Source organism: Thermoleptolyngbya sp. PKUAC-SCTB121 (genome assembly GCF_016919485.1).
Classification (GTDB): Bacteria; Cyanobacteriota; Cyanobacteriia; order Elainellales; family Elainellaceae; genus Thermoleptolyngbya; species Thermoleptolyngbya sichuanensis.
The window spans coordinates 4,562,778-4,581,750 of the sequence record NZ_CP070366.1 but is presented as its reverse complement, the minus strand read 5'-3'; the positions used below and the strand labels follow the sequence as shown (position 1 = coordinate 4,581,750).

Sequence of the window (18,973 nt, the reverse complement as noted above, 5' to 3'; positions counted from 1 at the left end):
ATTTAACTAACTAAGAATTCAATCGCGAAATCTCCTTGGCGATCGCCGATACAGTAAGGTGAATTTGCTCCTCCGTATGTAAACAAGACAAAAAGAACCGCAAACGAGCGCGATCGTAGGGCACCGAGGGATAGACCATCGGCTGCACATGAATCCTATGCTGCATTATGCGGTGACAAAGCTGAATCGCTCGCTGGGAGTCGCCGATGATGACCGGAATAATCGGCGTGTCTGCACTGCTGCCCGTGTTCAGTGCGTGGTCTTGTGCGAGGTGGAGGAATAGCTGCGATCGCGCTCTGAGCCGCTGAACTCGCTCTGGCTCCCGTTGCAGCAGTCGCAGCGAGGCGAGGGCGGCTGCCGTGTTCGCAGGAGTCATGCCCACGCTGTACACAAAACCAGGAGCCGTATATTTTAGGTACTCCACCAGCGCATTGCTGCCCGCAATGTAGCCGCCGCAGCTTGCAAACGACTTGCTCAGCGTTCCCATCCACAGATCCACGTCGCGGGCTGCAATGCCAAAATGTTCTCCAATGCCGCGACCGCTCTGCCCCAACACGCCAATGGAGTGCGCCTCGTCCACCAGCAGGAAGGTTTTGAAACGCTTTTTCAGCGCCACAATGTCTGGCAAGGGAGCGATGTCGCCATCCGCGCTGTAGATGCCTTCAATGGCAATCAGCACTTTTTCATAGCGCAGACGATGCTGGGACAACAGGTGTTCGAGCGATCGCCAATCGTTGTGCGGAAATTCCATCAGCGTCGCCCCTGCCAATTTGCAGCCCTCGCGGATGCTGTTGTGGCTGAGGGCATCGTAGAGGATCAAGTCTTGGCGACCAAACAGATGCCCGATGGTCGTTACGTTTGTGGCGTGGCCCCCAACGAACAGCAGACAATCCTCAGTATCCAAAAACCGAGCAATTTCCTGTTCTAGCTCTCGGTGGAAAGGGCGTTCGCCTGACAGAACGCGACTGGCGGAAACCGACGTGCCATATTCCTGCACCGCAGCAATCGCCGCCTGGGTCACAATCGGATCACCGGACATGCCCAGGTAGTTATAGCTGGCGTAGCTAATGAATGTTTTTTCATGAATCTCAGTGGTGTCGCGGGAAATCCCAGTATGCTGCATGAAAAAGGGGTTTCCGAGTTCTTCTACTCGATTCAATTCCTGTCGCAGGTTCTGATACTCAGGCGTGAGATGAAAGTGATAATAGGATTCTGGAACCTCAAGATTTTCTGATTCAGAATGAGCGATTAGATTTGAACCTAGATTTGAACCCGACGCATCCGGCTGAGGGGTATAGAGGCTGCTGTTCCCGACTCGATCGGCGGAAATACTTGCATTCGTCAGTCCGTTCAGGTTGGTGTTCTCCTGATTTGTCCTAGAGGGTGGCGAATCTGACTGTTCAGGGTGCTGCAAGGACGAGGGCGATCGCCCGTCTTCTCCTTCTCTGGCGGTCGTTTCCGTTGCGGCAAGGTCTGTGGCTGTGGCAATGGCAAGGTCTGTGGCTGTGGCAATGTCCATTGCAATAGACTGCCCGGTTTGGGCGATCGCCTGCCGTGTTGTGACTACTCCTTTCCCCGCAGCGGTATCGTCTTGAAACAGCGTTGTGGCCAGATGCTCCGCCAGGGCAGCCACGCTGGAATGGTCGAGCAGCAGCGCTTGCGAAATGGAGAAGCCCAGCCCTGCCTGGAGTCGGTTGGTGAATTCCACCGCCATCAGCGAATCCATCCCCAAGTCCGAAAACTGATCGTGAATGTCAATCAGTTCCGGTGCGCTAAAGCCCAGGACTTTGGCCAACTGCTGCTGGATAAACTGCTGCAATCGCTCCAGACGATTCGCAACGTGATCCATCCCGGAATCGCCCGCCTGCTGCAAGCTTTGCAAGAGCGGAGAGGCCGCAGGGGTGGCAACGGGGGCGGCGGGTAGCACGCGCTCAAAAAAAGGCGATAGTTCCTGTCCTGCCTGGGCTGCGCGAAACCTGGCCCAATCGATGGGCAACACGCCCGCCTGCACCGGGTTTTGCCGCAATAGCTCAGCCAAAAGTGGCATCCCCTGCGCGGACGAAATCAGCCTCATGCCCTGAGCTTCGAGCCGCTGCCGCTCTCGTTCCATCAGTTGCGTAGACATGCCCACGGCCCAGGCTCCCCAGTTGACGCTGAGGCCCGGCAGCCCCAACTGGCGGCGATGATGCATCAGGCTGTCCAGCGCTGCATTGGCAGCGGCGTAGTTGGTCTGACCCGCCGAACCCAGCAGCGCCGCCGCTGACGAGAAGCAGACGAAGAAATCCAAATCGTGCGATCGCGTCAGTTCATGCAGGTTCCAGGCTCCCTGCACCTTGGGAGCCAGCACCGCCTGAAAGCGCTCCCATGTCTGGTTTTGCAGGATGCCGTCGTCCAGCACGCCGGCCGCGTGAACCACGCCCCGCAGCGGTAGGGGACAGCGTTCTAGCAGAGGGGCGATCGCCCCCGGTTCTGCCACATCTGCCTGGGCTGGGATGACAGCCACTCCCTGGGCTTTCAGGTCGTCGATCCAGGCTTGGGCGATCGCTGAGGGAGCCTTGCGCCCCACCAGCAGCAGGCTCTTTGCCCCCTGCTCTAGCAGCCATTGCGCCGTGAGTTGGCCCAGCGCCCCCAGCCCGCCCGTAATCAGATAAGTTCCATCGGGGCGAACCGCAGGCTGCTGGGGCAGCACGGGCGGCAGCGTCATCACCACCTTGCCGATGTGCTTTGCCTGGGCCATGTAGCGAAAGGCAGTCGGCGCTTCGGCAATCTCAAACACCGTGTGCTTGAGCGGCTGCAACGCTTCCCGCTGGAACTGGTCGGTCAGTTCGTTTAGCAGCGCCGCAATGTAGTCTGGCTGCGCCTGCGACACCTCCAGCAAGTCAAACGAAAAATAGTCCACATCGGGGCGCAGGGCGCGAACCTGCTCCGATGTCCAGATGCCGAGCTTGCCGATTTCGACGAAGCGACCCTTGGGCGACAGCAGTTCCAGGCTGCGGGGAATGTAGTCTTCGTTGAGGCTATTCAGCACCACGTCCACGCCCTGTCCGTTCGTGACTTTGGCGATCTGGTCGGCAAACGCCAGTGTGCGCGAATCAAACACATGCTGCACGCCGAGAGACTTGAGGAAGTCCTGTTTGGGTGCGCTGGCCGTGGCGTAGACCTCTGCACCAAGGCGCAGGGCAAGCTGAACTGCGGCCAGACCCACCCCGCCCGCTGCGGCATGAATCAGGATGCGTTCGCCCTTTTGCAGCTTTGCTAACTGGCAGAGTCCGTGAACCGCTGTCAGAAACGCCGTCGGAATCGTTGCTGCTTCTGCAAAGGTGAGGGATCTGGGCTTCGGCGCAACCCATTTCGCATTCACGGTGACATGCTGCCCCAGGCTGCCAATTGCCTGCGCGGCCATCACCTCGTCGCCCACACGGAATGCCGTTACGCCTTCGCCCAGGGACACCACCGTCCCTGCACACTCGCCGCCAAAGGGCACTGCATCTGCCGTGGCAAAGCCCATGTGTTCCAGATAGGGCTGGAGCATTCCCAGGGCGTTCAGTACGTCGCGGAAGTTTACGCCTGCCGCCCGCACCAAGATCTCCACTTCACCAGGGCCGGGCGATCGCCGCTGGCAGGGCATCAGCGTCAGGTGATCCAGCACGCCGTATTGCGTCAAGCCCAGGCGAAATGAGGGCGCAGCGGGAATCGTCAGGGCGGGCTTTGCCAGATCTGGACTCAGCCGCGCCCCGTAGCGAGTGCCCTGGCGATAGGCGATTTGGTCTTCCGCATCGGTCTGGTGCAATGCCGCTAGCAGGGTCTTGGCGGGGTCTGGGTCTACCACATCCAGGTCGATGCAGGTGCAGCGCAGGTCGGGCTGTTCCTGGCGCAGCGATCGCCCCAATCCCCACAGCGCCGCCGCAGGGACGTGGGTGGGCGGGTCAGATGGGGCAATTGCCTGTGTTCCCGCCGTGACGATCCACAACCGGGGCGTGGGGGATTTTTGAACGGCATTGAGCGCCTGCACCAGATGCAGCACACCGCCGCAAAGCTGGGTGCAGGTTTGGGTTAGCGTTTGGCCCGTGCTGGACGGTTCCGCATCCAGTCCCCACAGGTACACCACATCGGTCACCGGGGCGATCGCCACCTGTTCTGCAATGCGTTGCTGCATCTCTTCGGCATCCAGCGGATTCATGCTGTTTGCCGAAGTCCCATCCGACCCCCAATCCGCAAACAGCAGTGATGCGCGATTCCCGAAGGGATTGCTATGCGAATCGCCCTGCTGGGTCAGAAGTTCTGCAAGCTGTTGGCCAATCTTTTGGCGATCGCTCAGAATCATCCAATGGCGGGATTGAGCCGATGCAGGTGCAGGCTGAGGATCATTCCCGTCCGCCTGCCAGTCTAGGGTATAGATCCATTCCGTTTGCAGTTCTGTGGAGTGGGCCGGATCACGTTCTACAACCTGCGAAGATCCTGTGCTGCCGGCCAGCCGCAGAAGCGACATTTCGCCGACGGGATGCAGGGTCAGTCCTGTGATCTCAGCCACGAGTTCGCTATTCGGATTGAGAATCTGTAAATCCGCAGCCAGGGGCAATGCGGCTTCGCTGGTCTGATGCCAATGCCCGCCGTTTTCCGGTGGAGCCATAGCGCGAACCTGTCGTACCCAACTCCAGACCGTGGACTGGGCCGGAACCCCCAGCCGCAGCGATTCGATGCCCGTAGGTAAGTAAGTTCCGGCGGCACTGTCCAGCCCGCAGGCAGCCGCCACCGTTTGAAAACAGCCGTCCAGAAGTGCGGGATGCAGATGGTACGCCGCCGCCTCAGTCCCCAGCGTATCCGGCAGGTGCAGACGAGCCAGGGCAGCGCCCTCGCCCTGCCAGAGTTGCTGAATCACCTGAAACGCAGGGCCATAGTTCAGGTGTTGCTGGCGCAACTGGGCGTAATAGTCCAGCGGGGCGATCGCCTGCTGACGAAATTGCGCCTGGATCTCTGCCAGCGCAGGGCCGGAACTCAACGGCTGACCTGCTGCCAAAAAGCCCGTGACATGGCGCGTCCATGCCTCCGACTCAGCGTTCAGGCTTAAGAGTTGGAACCGATAGCCGCCTGCTTCTGGCGACAGCACCAGTTGCAGCGGGGTGGCAGCCGCCGACAGCCGCAGCGCTTGCTCAATGCGAACCTGAGTCAGTTCCACTGGGGATAGCCCCACGGCCCGACCCGCGGCGATCGCCATTTCTGCATAGGCGGCGGCGGGAAAGACGGGCTGCGTGGCTATCCGATGATCCGCAAGATAGGCGGGGGCATCAGCGCTGACTTGCGCTTCAAACCGGATGTCGCTGGTGCCGCCCAGCCGCAGCCGTTCGCCCAGCAGGGGATGCAGCCCTAGAGAAAGCGGGCGACTGGGTACAGGCGGGCTGACTGATCCAGACGGGCGATCCGGCTGCCACCAGTAGCGCTGTCGCTGGAATGGGTAGGTCGGCAGGTTGGGAATCCGTCGGGCAGAGGGAGGGGCGATCGCCTGCCCATCGATATCCACGCCGCGAACATACAGTTCTCCCAGGCTGCTGAGCAGCGTTTGCCAGTCGTCTTGCCCTGGTCGCAGGCTCGGCAGCCAGAGCATGGTTTTCGCCAAATCGGGATCGCCGGCCTGCACGCACAGCCGTCCCATGCCCAGCAGAATCGGCTTTGCGCCGATCTCCAGCAGCACGCCACAGCCCTGCTGCTGCAAGGTGTCCATGCCCTGCCTAAATCGCACGGGCTGGCAAATGTGTTGAACCCAGTAGTCGGGCGTGGCAATGTCCGTAGTCATAAAATCGCCCGTCACGTTGGAAATTAGCGGAATGTGCGGACTGTGGTAAGCAACGGTATTCGCAACCTGGGCAAACTCCGCCAGCATGGGCGACATCAGCGGCGAGTGGAAGGCATGGGAGACATTCAGCGGCGTGGTTTTGATGCCTTCAGCAGTAAGTTGAGCGGTGAGCTTTGCCAGGGCCGTTTTCTCGCCGGAGACGACCGTAGACTGCGGGCCATTGAGAGCGGCGATCGCCACCGTTTCTGCCGTCCCCAGCCGCGCCGCCACTGTTTCTGCATCCGCCATCACCGCCACCATGCCGCCGCCCTGCGGGAGAGCCTGCATCAGCCGGCCCCGCGCCGCCACCAGCCGCAGCGCATCCTCCAGGCTAAACACTCCGGCAATGCAGGCCGCCACATACTCGCCAATGCTGTGGCCCATGACCACCGCAGGCTGTACGCCCCACGACTGCCACAGCGTCGCTAGGGCATATTCCAACACAAACAGGGCTGGCTGGGTGTAGGCGGTCTGATCGATCCAGTCGGCGGCTTCGGAAGCCTGGTCTGGCGCGGGATACAGCACCGACAGGAGGGGACGCTTAAGCTGCGGCTCCAGCAGTTTCGCGGCTTTGTCTACCGTTTGGCGAAAGAGCGGCTGTGTTTGGTAGAGCGATCGCCCCATATCCACCGCCTGCGACCCCTGCCCCGTAAACAGAAACGCCACCTCTGTAGCTGCTTGAGAAGCCACACCGTAGGTGAGATTGGCCGTTTCCTGGCGCTGGGCAAAGGCTCGAAGCTGCTGCTGCATCTGCACAGGAGACGCTGCCACCAGCGCCAGCCGATGGGAAAAGCGCGATCGCCCGGTGTTTGCCGTAAAGCACAAACTGTCCAAATCCGTCTCTGGGTGATTCGTCAGGTATTCGCCATAGCGGTGCGCGAGCTGTCGCAGGGCAGTTTCGCTTTTGGCGGAGAGGATCAGCAGATACGGCGGGCGATCGCCTTCCGATTCACGTTCCAATAGCGCATCGATCTGCTTCTTTTTTGAGTTTTTGTTTAGCTTCTTGCTTACCTTCTTATTTATCTTCTTAGGGGCATTCTTAGCCCCATTCTGTTCAGCAGGCGGCGGTGCTTCCTGCATGACGATATGCGCGTTCGTGCCGCCAAAGCCGAAGGAATTCACTCCGGCGATCGCAGGGCTGGATTTCCACGGCGTTAACTCCGTCTGCACTCGCAGCGGCAGTGAGTCAAATCCAATTTGCGGATTGGGTGTTTGGCAATGGAGGCTAGGCGGAATTTGCCCCTGTTTCAGGCTGAGGGCGGCTTTAATCACCCCTGCTACGCCCGCTGCCGTTTCTGTATGCCCGATGTTGGACTTCACCGAACCCACCGCGCATAAGTTACCTGCCGGACGCTCCTCCGTTAGCACTCGGCCTAGCGCCGTGATTTCGATCGGGTCACCCAGTTTCGTACCCGTGCCGTGCGCTTCGATATATTGCACCTGCCCTGGGGAAATGCCCGCCCGCCGATAGGCCGCCCGCAGCACCCGCTCCTGCGCGTCTACATTCGGCGCGGCCATGCCGTTGCTGAACCCATCCTGATTTGCTGCCGTGCCCCGAATCACGGCATAAATCGGGTCGCCATCCGCCTGCGCCTGCGACAGGGGCTTCAGCAGCACCATCCCCGCCCCTTCGCTGCGGACGTAGCCATCGGCCCTGGCATCAAAGCTGCGGCAGCGCCCGCTGGTGGACATGAACCCGCCCCGCGCAAAGCCCAGCGTCACCGTCGGCAGCAGCAGCACATTCACGCCGCCCGCCAGCGCCATCGTCGATTCACCCGTCCACAGGCTTTGACAGGCCAGGTGAATGGCAATTAGCGAGGAAGAGCAAGCGGTATCCACCGACAGACTCGGCCCCTTCAGGTCAAAAAGGTAGGAGATCCGGTTGGCGGCGATGCAGTTGCCCGTGCCTGTGGTGAGATACGGGTCATCAATGGGGTCTTGCCACAGCATGATGGAATAGTCGTGCGTGCCGATGCCCACAAACACGCCCGTATCCGTTCCCCGCAGGCGCTCCGGCACAATGCCTGCATCCTCCATCGCCTCCCACGCCACCTCCAGCAAGAGCCGCTGCTGCGGGTCCATCGTGTTCACTTCGCGGGGCGCAATCCCAAAAAACAGCGGGTCGAACTGATCGACCTGTTCTAAAAAACCGCCCCACCGCAGACTGGCTCTGGCTGATTCTGTATTCGCCACTGCTTGAAACTGGTCTTTGTTCCACCGAGCGGGCGGTACTTCTGTGACGGCATCGACACCGTTTTTAAGCAACTGCCAAAAAGCGTCGGGAGAATCAGCGCCGGGGTAGCGACAGCCAATTCCAATAATTGCGATGGGTTCTGGGGGCATACGCGAGTCGGTCAGTGGACAGGTGAGTATAGAGAAGGGAGAATTTTGGGTTTTAGATTTTAGATTTTGGGTTTTATGTTAATTTCTCGGCTCAATTCTGTACAGAAAATAGCTGAAAATCTCGCATAGACAACAAATTAATTTAATGCTCCAAAATCGGCAGTCTAAAATCAGCCCTGGTTTGGCTTAGGCGGAATCGTAGGATTGTTCCTGGAGCCACTGGAGGATTTCATCGGTGGAAAACGAGCGGTTTTGCTGGATTGAAAGATTTTTAATATCCTGGCAGATCTGCTCGTACTTTTCTCGGTCGAGCGGCTTTTGCAGGCAGTGTTCAAACAAGTAGCGAATGTTGCTTACGCCGCTGTGTTTGCCGAACCAGATTTCGGGCTGCCCGTAGGGAAAAATGGCGTAGGAGAGGCGATCGCGCATTAGGGAATGCACATGAATCCCGGCTTCGTGACGCTGGGCCGCCTGCGAATAGGGCGGATAGGCCCGTGCGCCCAGTTGGTCAAGGTGCTGGCCGACGCGGGCGATCGCCTCATAGTCTATCCCCGCCACCTCCCAGCCAAACCGCAGCCGCAGCCCGTTTAGCACCTGCTCGATGGCCACATTGCCCGCCCGCTCCCCGATGCCGCCAAAGGTGCCAGAGATCCCCGCCGCCCCGGCCCGCACCGCCTGGATCGTGTTCTCCAGGGCCAGCCCCATGTCGTTGTGAAAATGCACAATCAGCGGCGCACAGCGGGCCGACGCGAGTAAATCGTGAATCCAGATGTAGGATTTTTCTGGCGTAAGGCAGCCCACCGTATCGCACAGCAAAAACTGCTCCAGGTAGGGCGAAAACTGGTTAATGCATTCCACCAAAAAATCAAAATCGGCGCGGCTGGCATCCTCCGCTGCAAAGCTAATTCGCAGTCCAAGCTGAGCCGCGTATTCCAAATGCTGGCGGACGCGACGGCACATATTTGCTCGCACCATCTGCACCTGAGCCGGGGTCGCCTTGATGCCGTTGAGCAGCGCTGCCTCCCGCGCCTGGCCGCCTTCCGCCACCTGCATCTCTGGGTCGCGCAGCAGCAGCAGCCGATCCGACACAGCATGAAACAAAATAATGTGCTGCACCCCCGTCGTTTGGGACTGCCAAATGCAGGCTTTGCTCATCATTGTGGAGGCCGCCAGTTGGCCCCCCAGCCCATCGGCTACCAGCGTTTTCGTCAACTGCTCCTCGACCGGGTGAACGGCGGGCATCAGGGCGAGCGAGTGAACCCCAGTGCTGGCGATTTCGTGGGCCAGCCTGCGCTTTATGTCTTTGCTAAAACAGACTCCGACCTGCTGCTCTCCGTCGCGGAGCGTTTCGTCGGCGATGATCAGGTGAATGGTCTCCATAGGATTGCAGGTCGGACTCGGTCCCAAGAAACAACAGCTACGGCGACAAAGTCCGCATCAGAAAAATCTGCATCAAAAAATCTGCCAGGACTTACGCACTTGCGATAAGCTCTTTGGGTTTTGGACGATTTCTCGCGGGCGCAGCCCGCGAGAAATCGTCCAACTGCGTAAGTCCTATCTGCATCAGAGGCTTATCGAACCGGCTGATTGAAAAGGCTCATCGAAACAGCGTGGCATTTAGCGTTTATGATTCGGGGTTCATGCAGGTCGGTTTGGTGTTTATTTAGTCATGAGTGTTTTTTAGCACAAGACCAGGATGACACAGCGCATGACGCACAAAGTGCATCAGGGTTCCAGAGGACTATTGCACCCCTCAACTGCACCCCTCAACAAGGGCGATCGCCCCTGAAAAGCCTGCTGAAGAGGGTTTCTAGGCATCCAGGAAGGATGCACCCCTGCCAGCAGCCTACCTAACCCAAACGTATTACCCGCAGGTACGCAAGTTATACCGCAGGGCACCGTGAATCACACGCGAGGCGCAACATAATAAACATACACCCAGCGCCATCCCCCACCAGACCCGTGCTGTATAATTAGCTCTGAATTGAAGGGGGCTGAGCGGCGAGTCATCGCTTTCTCAAGCGCTGTCTACAGACAACAGCATGATGGATGCCCATTCCGCGTTTTTGTCCGTGTGTCATGGTGATGAGGTTGCAGATCTCCGCTCCCTGCCTAGTCTCTCAAGGGTTTTACATCGCGCAGCCGTCGGCGAAGGGGCAATTCTCCACATTTCTCCAGCCGGAGCCGAATGTCATCAGCCCTATCGGGCGCTGGCTCAGCAGGCCGCAAGAATTTTAGCCGGGTTGCGGGCCGCAGGCGTGAAAGCGGGCGATCGCCTCGTCCTGCAAGTTTCCGATCCCGATGAGTTTCTCGCTGCAATCTGGGCGGGGTGGCTGGGGGAACTGGTGGTGGTGCCCATTGCCGTGCCGCCAGCCTATGCCGAGTCGCAGAGCAAGGCGCTCCAGTTCCGCGCTATTTTGGGACAGTTGGATCACCCGTGGGTGTTGGTTAGCGGGGCGATCGCCCCTGCCCTGCAAGCCTTTTGCACAGACGGCTCTGCCGAGTTTCGCTGCGACCCCAGCCGTCTGCTGCCCCTGCCAGCGCTGCTCGCTGCTGAGTCCGATCCGCCGCTCGAACCGCCTTTCGACACCGCGTTGGCGACCGACCGACTGGCGCTGATCCTGTTTACCTCCGGCAGCACGGGGCAACCCAAGGGCGTGATGCTGACGGAGCGCAACCTGCTGGTGAGCGCCTTTGGCATGGCGACCGTGAACCGTATTACCGAGCGCAGCCTCAGCCTCAACTGGATGCCGCTGGAACATGTCGCCAGTCTCGTGATGTTTCACCTGACGCAGGTTTTTGTCGGCTGTCCGCAGATTCAGGTCAGCAACGACTATGTGCTGCAAGACCCGCTGCGGTGGCTGGATCTGTGCGATCGCCATCGCGTCACCGTCACCTGGGCCCCCAACTTTGCCTATGGGCTGATCTGCGATCGCCCGCAGGAGGTGGCCCAGCGGCAGTGGGACTTGTCCTGCCTGGAGTGGATGGGCAACGGAGCCGAGGCCGTCGTCGCCAAAACCACCCGCAGCTTTTTGCAACTCCTGGTGCCCTGCGGTCTGCGGGATGGCGTGGTCAGCCCCGGCTATGGCATGTCGGAAACCACCTCTGGCATTGTGCATTCCCACGAATTTTCCCTCGCCTCCACCAGCGATGCGGATACCTTTGTCAAGGTCGGCCAGCCAATTCCCGGCGTGTCGCTGCGGATTGTGGACGAGCAGCAGCAGGTCGTGCCCGCAGGTCAGGTCGGCAGCCTGCAAGTGCGCGGGCTGACCCTCACTCCCGGCTACTACAATCGCCCCGACCTGAATGCCGAGTGCTTTACGCCCGACGGCTGGTTCATTACGGGCGATCTGGGTTTTCTGCACACCGGGCGGCTCACCATCACGGGCCGCCAAAAAGACCTGATTATCCTCAACGGCGCAAATGTGTATAGCCACGAAATCGAAGCCGTAGTCGAGGAATTGCCCGGTGTAGAAGTGTCCTACACCGCGGCCTGCGCTGTGCGCCGGGATCAGGAAACGAGCGATCGCCTCGCCATTTTTCTGCATCCCACCGTTGAACTGACGGATGCCGCAGCCCTGAGGGAACTGGTGAAAGCCGTGCGGCGGCAGGTGGCTATGCGGCTGGGTGTGAGTCCCGATTATGTTATCCCGGTGGCGCAGGACGACATTCCCAAAACCGCCCTCGGCAAAATTCAGCGCAGCGAACTCAGCCGCCGCTTTCAGGCTGGCGCGTTTGGCGATTGCCTCCAGTCCATCGCCGAAGCGTTTCAGCAGGTTCCACCCGCCCCGCCGCCGCGCAACCAGCTAGAGCGATCGCTGTTGAAAATCTGGCAGTCGGTGCTGGGGCTGGGGGCGATCGCCCTCGACGAGCAGTTTTTTGAACTGGGGGGCAGTTCGCTGCAACTGATGCAGGTGTTGCACCAGCTTCATCAGCAGGGTCATACTGTTTCGGCAGTGGACTTGTTTCAGCATTCCACCATTGGCAGCCTGGCCGAGTTTCTGGCGCGGCCCCCGATGGCTGAAGCGATGCCTCAGAACCAGCGGCGATTCCCGCCGGAAGCGCTTCGTGCATCACAGCGTCGCCGAGAAAATGCAGGACAGTCAAATGCAGAACCGTCAAACGACATCGCGGTAATTGGGCTGGCCTGTCGCTTTCCCGGAGCCGCTTCGCCTGCGGAATTTTGGCAAAACCTGCAAAATGGCGTGGAGTCTATCACTTTTTTTAGCGATGAAGAAATCCTGGCAACAGGCATAGACCCTAATCTGGTGCGCCATCCCAACTATGTAAAAGCCAGCCCGATTCTAGACGATGTGGAGCAGTTCGACGCGGACTTTTTTGGCTATAGCCCCCGCGAGGCAGAACTGCTCGACCCGCAGCAGCGGCTGATGCTGGAGTGCGCCTGGGAAGCCTTGGAGGACGCGGGCTACGACCCCTTTGCCTACGCGGCCGACGGCGGGGCGATCGCCCTCTATGCAGGCGCATCTATGAACAGCTACCTGCTGAACCACGTCTATCCCAATCGCCATCGGCTGGATGCTAACGACTCGCTGGACGTAGTGACGCTGAGCGCGATGGGCGGCTTTCAGATGGCGATCGCCAACGACAAGGACTACCTCACCACCCGCGTATCCTACAAGCTGAACCTGACGGGGCCCAGCGTCAACGTGCAGACCGCCTGCTCCACGTCGCTTGTCGCCGTGCATCTGGCCTGTCAATCGCTCCTGCGCGGCGAGTGCGACCTGGCGATGGCAGGGGGCGTGTCGGTGGAAACGCCGCAGCGGGCGGGGCATCTGTATCAAGACGGCATGATCCTGTCGCCAGACGGTCACTGTCGCGCGTTTGATGCCCAAGCGCGGGGCACGATCTTTGGTAGCGGCGCGGGCGTGGTGGTGCTGAAGCGGCTGCAAGAGGCGATCGCCGACGGGGATCAGATCTACGCCGTGGTCAAGGGTTCCGCCATTGGCAACGACGGCAGCCAAAAGGCGGGCTATCTCGCGCCCCGTGCCGATGGACAGGCCGCCGTGATCCGCGAGTGCCTGTCCATGGCAGGCGTTGATCCAGACAGCATTACCTACGTCGAAGCCCACGGCACAGGCACGGAACTGGGTGACCCCATCGAAGTTGCTGCCCTCACCCGGGCCTTTCGCAGCGGCTCCCAGCGCCCGCAGTTTTGCGCCCTCGGCTCCGTCAAAACCAACGTCGGCCATCTCAACGTCGCCTCTGGCATCGTCGGCTTCATCAAAACCGTCCTCTGTTTGCAGCACCGCCAACTGCCGCCCAGCCTGCATTTCCAGCAGCCCAACCCGCAGATCGACTTTTCCAACAGCCCGTTTTTTGTGAATACGACGCTGCGCGACTGGAACACGGACGGCTCCCCGCGCCGCGCCAGCGTCAACTCCCTGGGCATTGGCGGCACGAATGCCCATGTGGTGCTGGAAGAAGCGCCCCCGTTGCCGCCCCCGCGGTCTTCTGCGCCCGATCGCCCGCTGCACCCGCTGACCCTTTCTGCCAAAACGCCCGCTGCCCTGCAAGCCCTGGCCCGTCGTTATGTCCAGTTCTTCGCAGAGCATCCCGACGCGCCCCTGGCCGACGTGTGCTTTACGGCCAATGTCGGGCGATCGCCCTTTGCTCACCGGCTGGCAATCGTCGCGGCAGACGCTGCCGAGGCCCAGGCGCAGTTGCAAAGCTGGCTGAATGCGCCCGAAATTCACACCGTCTCCACCCGCCCCACCGTGGCGTTTCTGTTTACGGGGCAGGGGGCGCAATATGCCCAGATGGGGCGATCGCTCTACGACGCGCAGCCCGTGTTTCGGGGGGCGATCGCCCAGTGCGACGAGATTCTGCGGCCGCTGCTGGGATGGTCGCTGCCCGACCTGCTCTATGACAATGCAGACAACGCAGACAACGCACCCGCTGACCGCCTCCAGCAGACCCGCTATGCCCAGCCCGCGCTGTTTGCCGTCGAGTATGCCCTGTGCGAATTGTGGCGATCCTGGGGCGTGCAGCCGGATATCGTCCTGGGGCACAGCATCGGCGAGTATGTAGCGGCCTGCGTGGCGGGCGTATTTAGCTTGGCGGACGCGCTGACGCTGGTGGCGCATCGGGGACGGCTGATGCAGGCGCAACCCCCCGGCGCAATGGCGGCAGTGTTTGCCAGCGCCGAAGCCGTCCAGTCCACCCTGTATTCTGCCGGAATTACCGTGGCGATCGCCGCCCTCAACGGCCCGCAGCATACGGTGATTTCCGGTGAACCTGCACAGATCGATCGGGCGATCGCCCACCTCCAGCCGCAGTTTTCCGTCAAGCCGCTGCCTGTCTCCCACGCCTTCCACTCGCCAATGATGGAGCCGATGGTGGACGAATTCCGGGCCCTTGCCAGCCAAGTTCAGTTCACCAGCCCCCGCCTGCCGCTGATCTCCAACCTCACGGGAACGGTCTGCGGTGAGGAAATAACGACACCGGACTACTGGTGTCGGCAGTTGCGCCAGCCTGTGCAGTTTGCCGCCAGCGTTGACCAATTGCGTCAGTTTGGCTGCACAGTGGCGCTAGAATGTGGCCCCAAACCCGTGCTAGCTGGCATGGGCAAAGCGATTCAAAAAGCCTGGCAAGAGCGTGAACAGCGGACATCCGAAACACAGTCTCCAAACAGTTCTTCAACCCTTTCTCAGAATCATCCGGGAGCTATCCTGAGGTCGTCGCCGACCCATTCTCAAAACCATTCAGAAATTCAGTGGCTAGCCAGCCTGCATCCGCCGCAAGACAACTGGGCTACCCTACTTCACAGCCTCCAGCAGCTTTACTGCAACGGAGTCACCATCGACTGGCGCGGATTCGATCAGCCCTACGGCCGACAGCGCCTCTCGCTGCCCACCTACCCCTTTCAGCGGCAGCGCTATTGGCTGGATGTCTCACCTGCACGCGCCACAGCCCAGCCACTCCCTCAAGCTGTCCATCCACTGCTGGGCCAAAAAATTGCCACGCCCCGCGCCACCCTATTCGACGTGCAGCTTCGGCTGGCATCCCTGCCGTTTCTCTCTGATCACCGGATTCACGGCGCAATCGTCTTTCCTGGCGCGGCCTATCTGGAAATGGCGCTGGCAGCTGGGGCGATGCTGCTGCCGTCCAAGCCGCTTCAGCTTGAAAATGTGGTGCTGGCGCAGGCGCTCGTGCTGGAGGAAGCCCTGGGTGGAGGGCGATCGCTCCAAACCAGCCTTGTACCCAAGGAAACTGGATACACCTTCGAGATTCACAGTGCCCAAGGCGAGGGTAGACAGGGCGAGGCCCAGTGGACGCTGCACGCTCACGGAACCCTCAGCACAGCGGCTGCCCCCATCTCCACGCCCGATCTTTCCCAGCTTCAGCATACCCACCCGCTGGAAATCGACTGGACAACGTGGCTAGCTTCCTTCCCTGGACTGGGCTATGGGCCACGGTTCCAGGGCATAAAGCAGGTCTGGCGACCGGCGCAGGAGCCTTTTAATAGCGTTCTGGGATACGTGCAGCTTCCTGACGCGCTGAAATCTCAGGCAGAACACTATGGCATTCATCCCGCTTTGCTCGATTCCTGTCTGCAAGTTGTCTTGGCTTTGGTACAGAATCCTGCTCAACCCTATGTCCCGATTAGTCTCGATTGCCTGCACGATTACGGTCATCGATCCAATCAACTCTGGAGCTATGTGACGGTCAAAGAACAGTCTGCCAGCGTGCTAACGACGGATGTATGGCTGTTTGATGAGCAGGGAAAGCCCGTGCTGGCGATCGCCGGATTGACCGCCAAAGCCGTGTCGTCCCATGCTTGGGGCCGCACGCCCGACGTTTCCCGCTGGCTCCATGAACTCGCGTGGCAGCCTGCACCCCGCCCTGCCTCGCCGCCTTCGCAGCCCGCAGCCCACTGGCTGATTTTTGCCGACGCCCAGGGCGTGGCGCAGCAATTGGTCGAATGCCTAGACGCGGCGCAGCAGACTTATACACTCGCAGTTAGGGGCGCAGTTCCAGGTGTAGTGCCGGGAGCAGTTCCGGGAGCAGTTCCGGCTGGCAAAGTTCCAGGCGATCGCCCCCCCACGCTACAAGCAGCACAGCGGGTGAAGGGCGATCGCCCCGACGAGTTCCACGCGCTGGTGCAGCAGGTTTTGCAGCAGACCCCAACGCTCGGCGGCGTCATCTACCTCTGGGGACTGGATGCAGCGACCCTGGCAGACACCCGCACCGCCTATGCCGGAGCGCTCTACCTGACGCAAGCCTTGGTTCAGACGGGCGTTCAGGCTCCTCTGTGGCTAGTGACGCAGGGCAGCCAGTCGCTCAATATCTTCAATATCTTGCCTGAAGCCCAGTCCACAGGCGTGGCCCAGGCTCCCCTCTGGGGGCTGGGTCGCACGATCGCCCTGGAATATCCCGCCCTCCCGTGCCGCTGTCTCGACCTAGAGCCGGGTACAGCCTCCGACGCAGGGGCGATGCTGTGGGCCGAGGTGCAGTCTGGCGCAGCGGATGCTGGCGTGGCGATTCACCGGGGACAGCGCTACGTCGCTCAGGTTCAACCCTATGCGGCTGCCCTGCTGGGGGGCGATCGCAATGCGGCTGGTGGGAACTCTCGCGGGGTGCAACTCCAAATTGCAGAACGGGGCAGCCTCGATCGCCTTGCTTGGGAAACCGTCGAGCGGCGATCGCCCGCAGCAGACGAACTCGAACTGCGGGTGCTGGTGGCAGGGCTGAACTTCCGCGATGTGCTGAATGCGCTGGGGCGCTATCCCGGCGAGGCAGGCCCCTTGGGGCTGGAGTGCGTCGGCGAGGTGGTGCGCGTGGGTGCGGCAGTGCGGGACGTTTCGCCGGGTGACGTGATGGTAGCAATCGCCCCCGGCTGCTTTGGACAGTTCGTCACGGTTTCGGCAATGCTGGCAGTCCCTAAACCCGCCACGTTGACCCCGGTCGCAGCCGCCACTCTGCCCACGGCTATGCTTACGGCTGAGTACGCGCTGCGAACCGTGGGCGGCCTGCAACCGGGCGAGCGGGTGCTGATTCACGCGGCGGCGGGCGGCGTGGGGCTGGCGGCGGTGCAACTGGCGCAACAAATCAGCGCGGAGATGTTCGCCACTGCTTCCCCCAGCAAGTGGTCGGTGCTGCAACAGTGCGGCGTGACCCGGCTCTACAATTCGCGATCGCTCAATTTTGCCGCCGAGATGGTTCGCGACGCAGGGGAGCAGCCCATCGACCTAGTGCTAAATTCCCTCACGGGCGACTTCATGCTGAAAAGTGCGGCGCTGCTGGCTCCCGGCGGGCGCTTTGTGGATATCGGCAAACCCGACCCGGCGCTGGTCTGGCAACTGCGGCAACTCCGCCCCGACGTGCAGTACACCGCCATTGACCTGATGCAGGTGACCACGCAGCAGCCTGACCAGATTCAGACCATGCTGCGGTGGGTGATGGCGCAAGTTGAGGCGGGCCAGCTTCAGCCGCTCCCCCACACCCAGTTTCAGCGCGACGGCGTGATCGACGCATTCCGCTGTATGCAGCAGGCGCAGCACATCGGCAAAGTGGTGATCGAGTTCGCCAAACCCACCTTTGCGCCGCGTCCCAAGAGTGTGTATGTAATCACGGGCGGGCTGGGTGGACTGGGCGTGCAGGTGGGGCGATCGCTCGTTGAATGGGGCGCAACGCACCTGCTGCTGATTGGGCGGACGGCTCCCAGCCCCGCAATTGCCGCAGAGTTGGCAACCTGGGAGCAATCCGGTGCATCCGTCGCCACTGCCCAACTCGACTTGGCGGATGAAGCCGCCGTGACGAACTTTTTCCAATCCCAGCGCCCCTTTGTCGATCTGCCAATTCGCGGGGTGTTTCACGCGGCCGGCGTGCTGGACGACGGGGCGATCGCCAACCAGACCCCGCAACGATTCGAGTCAGTCATGGCCGCCAAACTCCAGGGCGCATGGACGCTGCATCGCCTCAGTCAGGACTGGCCGCTGGACTGCTTTGTGCTGTTTTCCTCCGCCGCATCGGTCTTGGGGTCGGCGGGGCAAGCCAACTACGCCGCCGCCAACGCCGGACTGGACGCGCTGGCCCACCTGCGGCGATCGCTCGGTCTGCCCGCCCTCAGCATCAACTGGGGCCCCTGGGCAGCCGTGGGCATGGCCGCCCGCCGCGCCGACCGCGCTGCCCCCCAGGGCCTCCAGAGCATGGAGCCAATCCCCCCTGAAACGGGCGTGACCCTCCTCAAAGCGCTGCTGGCCGAAACTGTGCCCCAGGTCGCCGTGCTGCCTTATGCCAAACCGCAAGCCCCTGCCTCCACATCTGCACCTATTGCCAACTCCTGGTTTGAGCAAATTCGCCAATTGCCAACGGGCGATCGCCCCGCCGCCCTGACCGCCCGCCTCCAGCAAGCCGTCGCCAACCTGCTGGGTCGCCCCGCCTCCAGTCTCGACCCGCATCAGGGCTTCACCGACCTCGGCCTCGACTCCCTCACCACCATTGAGCTAACCCACCAGTTGCAACAGCAAGTGCCCCAGCCGTTGCCCAACGCACTGCTCTACAGCTATCCCACGATCGCCACCCTTACGGAATACCTGCTGCATCTGCTGGAACCCGCTTCCGACCCGGCAGAATCCCATCACTTCTCACTAGAGCAGGACACAGCCGCGAATGACTCTGAGAACAACATCTTGAACGACTCCAGGAACGACACCGAAGCAGTAATTGCCCAGCTCACCGAAGCCGAAGCCGAAGCCCTCCTGCTCAGCGAACTCGACCGCCTCAACCTCAACCCCTAACCCAAAAATCCAAAATCCGAAATCTAAAATCTAAAATCCA

Annotated in this window: 3 protein-coding genes; 1 reads left to right on the top strand and 2 read right to left on the bottom strand. The window is 60.9% G+C overall.

Annotated features, from left to right (window positions below; all coding sequences use genetic code 11):
- Window positions 1-10: 10 nt before the first annotated feature.
- Window positions 11-8,173: a type I polyketide synthase gene (locus JTM80_RS18715; RefSeq protein ID WP_205370060.1), complete on the bottom strand. Its 8,163-nt coding sequence runs from the start codon at window positions 8,171-8,173 to the stop codon at window positions 11-13.
- 186 nt (window positions 8,174-8,359) lie between these two features.
- Window positions 8,360-9,553, bottom strand: coding sequence for a 2-isopropylmalate synthase (locus tag JTM80_RS18710; RefSeq protein WP_172355491.1), 1,194 nt, complete (start codon window positions 9,551-9,553; stop codon window positions 8,360-8,362).
- A 662-nt stretch (window positions 9,554-10,215) separates the two neighbouring features.
- Here JTM80_RS18710 and JTM80_RS18705 point away from each other — a divergent pair.
- Window positions 10,216-18,933, top strand: coding sequence for a type I polyketide synthase (locus JTM80_RS18705; protein ID WP_205370058.1), 8,718 nt, complete (start codon window positions 10,216-10,218; stop codon window positions 18,931-18,933).
- Window positions 18,934-18,973 lie beyond the last annotated feature (40 nt).

What these genes read in the sequence shown, in the direction of transcription:
- JTM80_RS18715 (WP_205370060.1), bottom strand. Translation starts at nt 8,173, where the DNA reads ATGCCCCCAGAACCCATCGCAATTATTGGAATTGGCTGTCGCTACCCC.
- JTM80_RS18705 (WP_205370058.1), top strand. Translation starts at nt 10,216, where the DNA reads ATGATGGATGCCCATTCCGCGTTTTTGTCCGTGTGTCATGGTGATGAG.
- JTM80_RS18710 (WP_172355491.1), bottom strand. Translation starts at nt 9,553, where the DNA reads ATGGAGACCATTCACCTGATCATCGCCGACGAAACGCTCCGCGACGGA.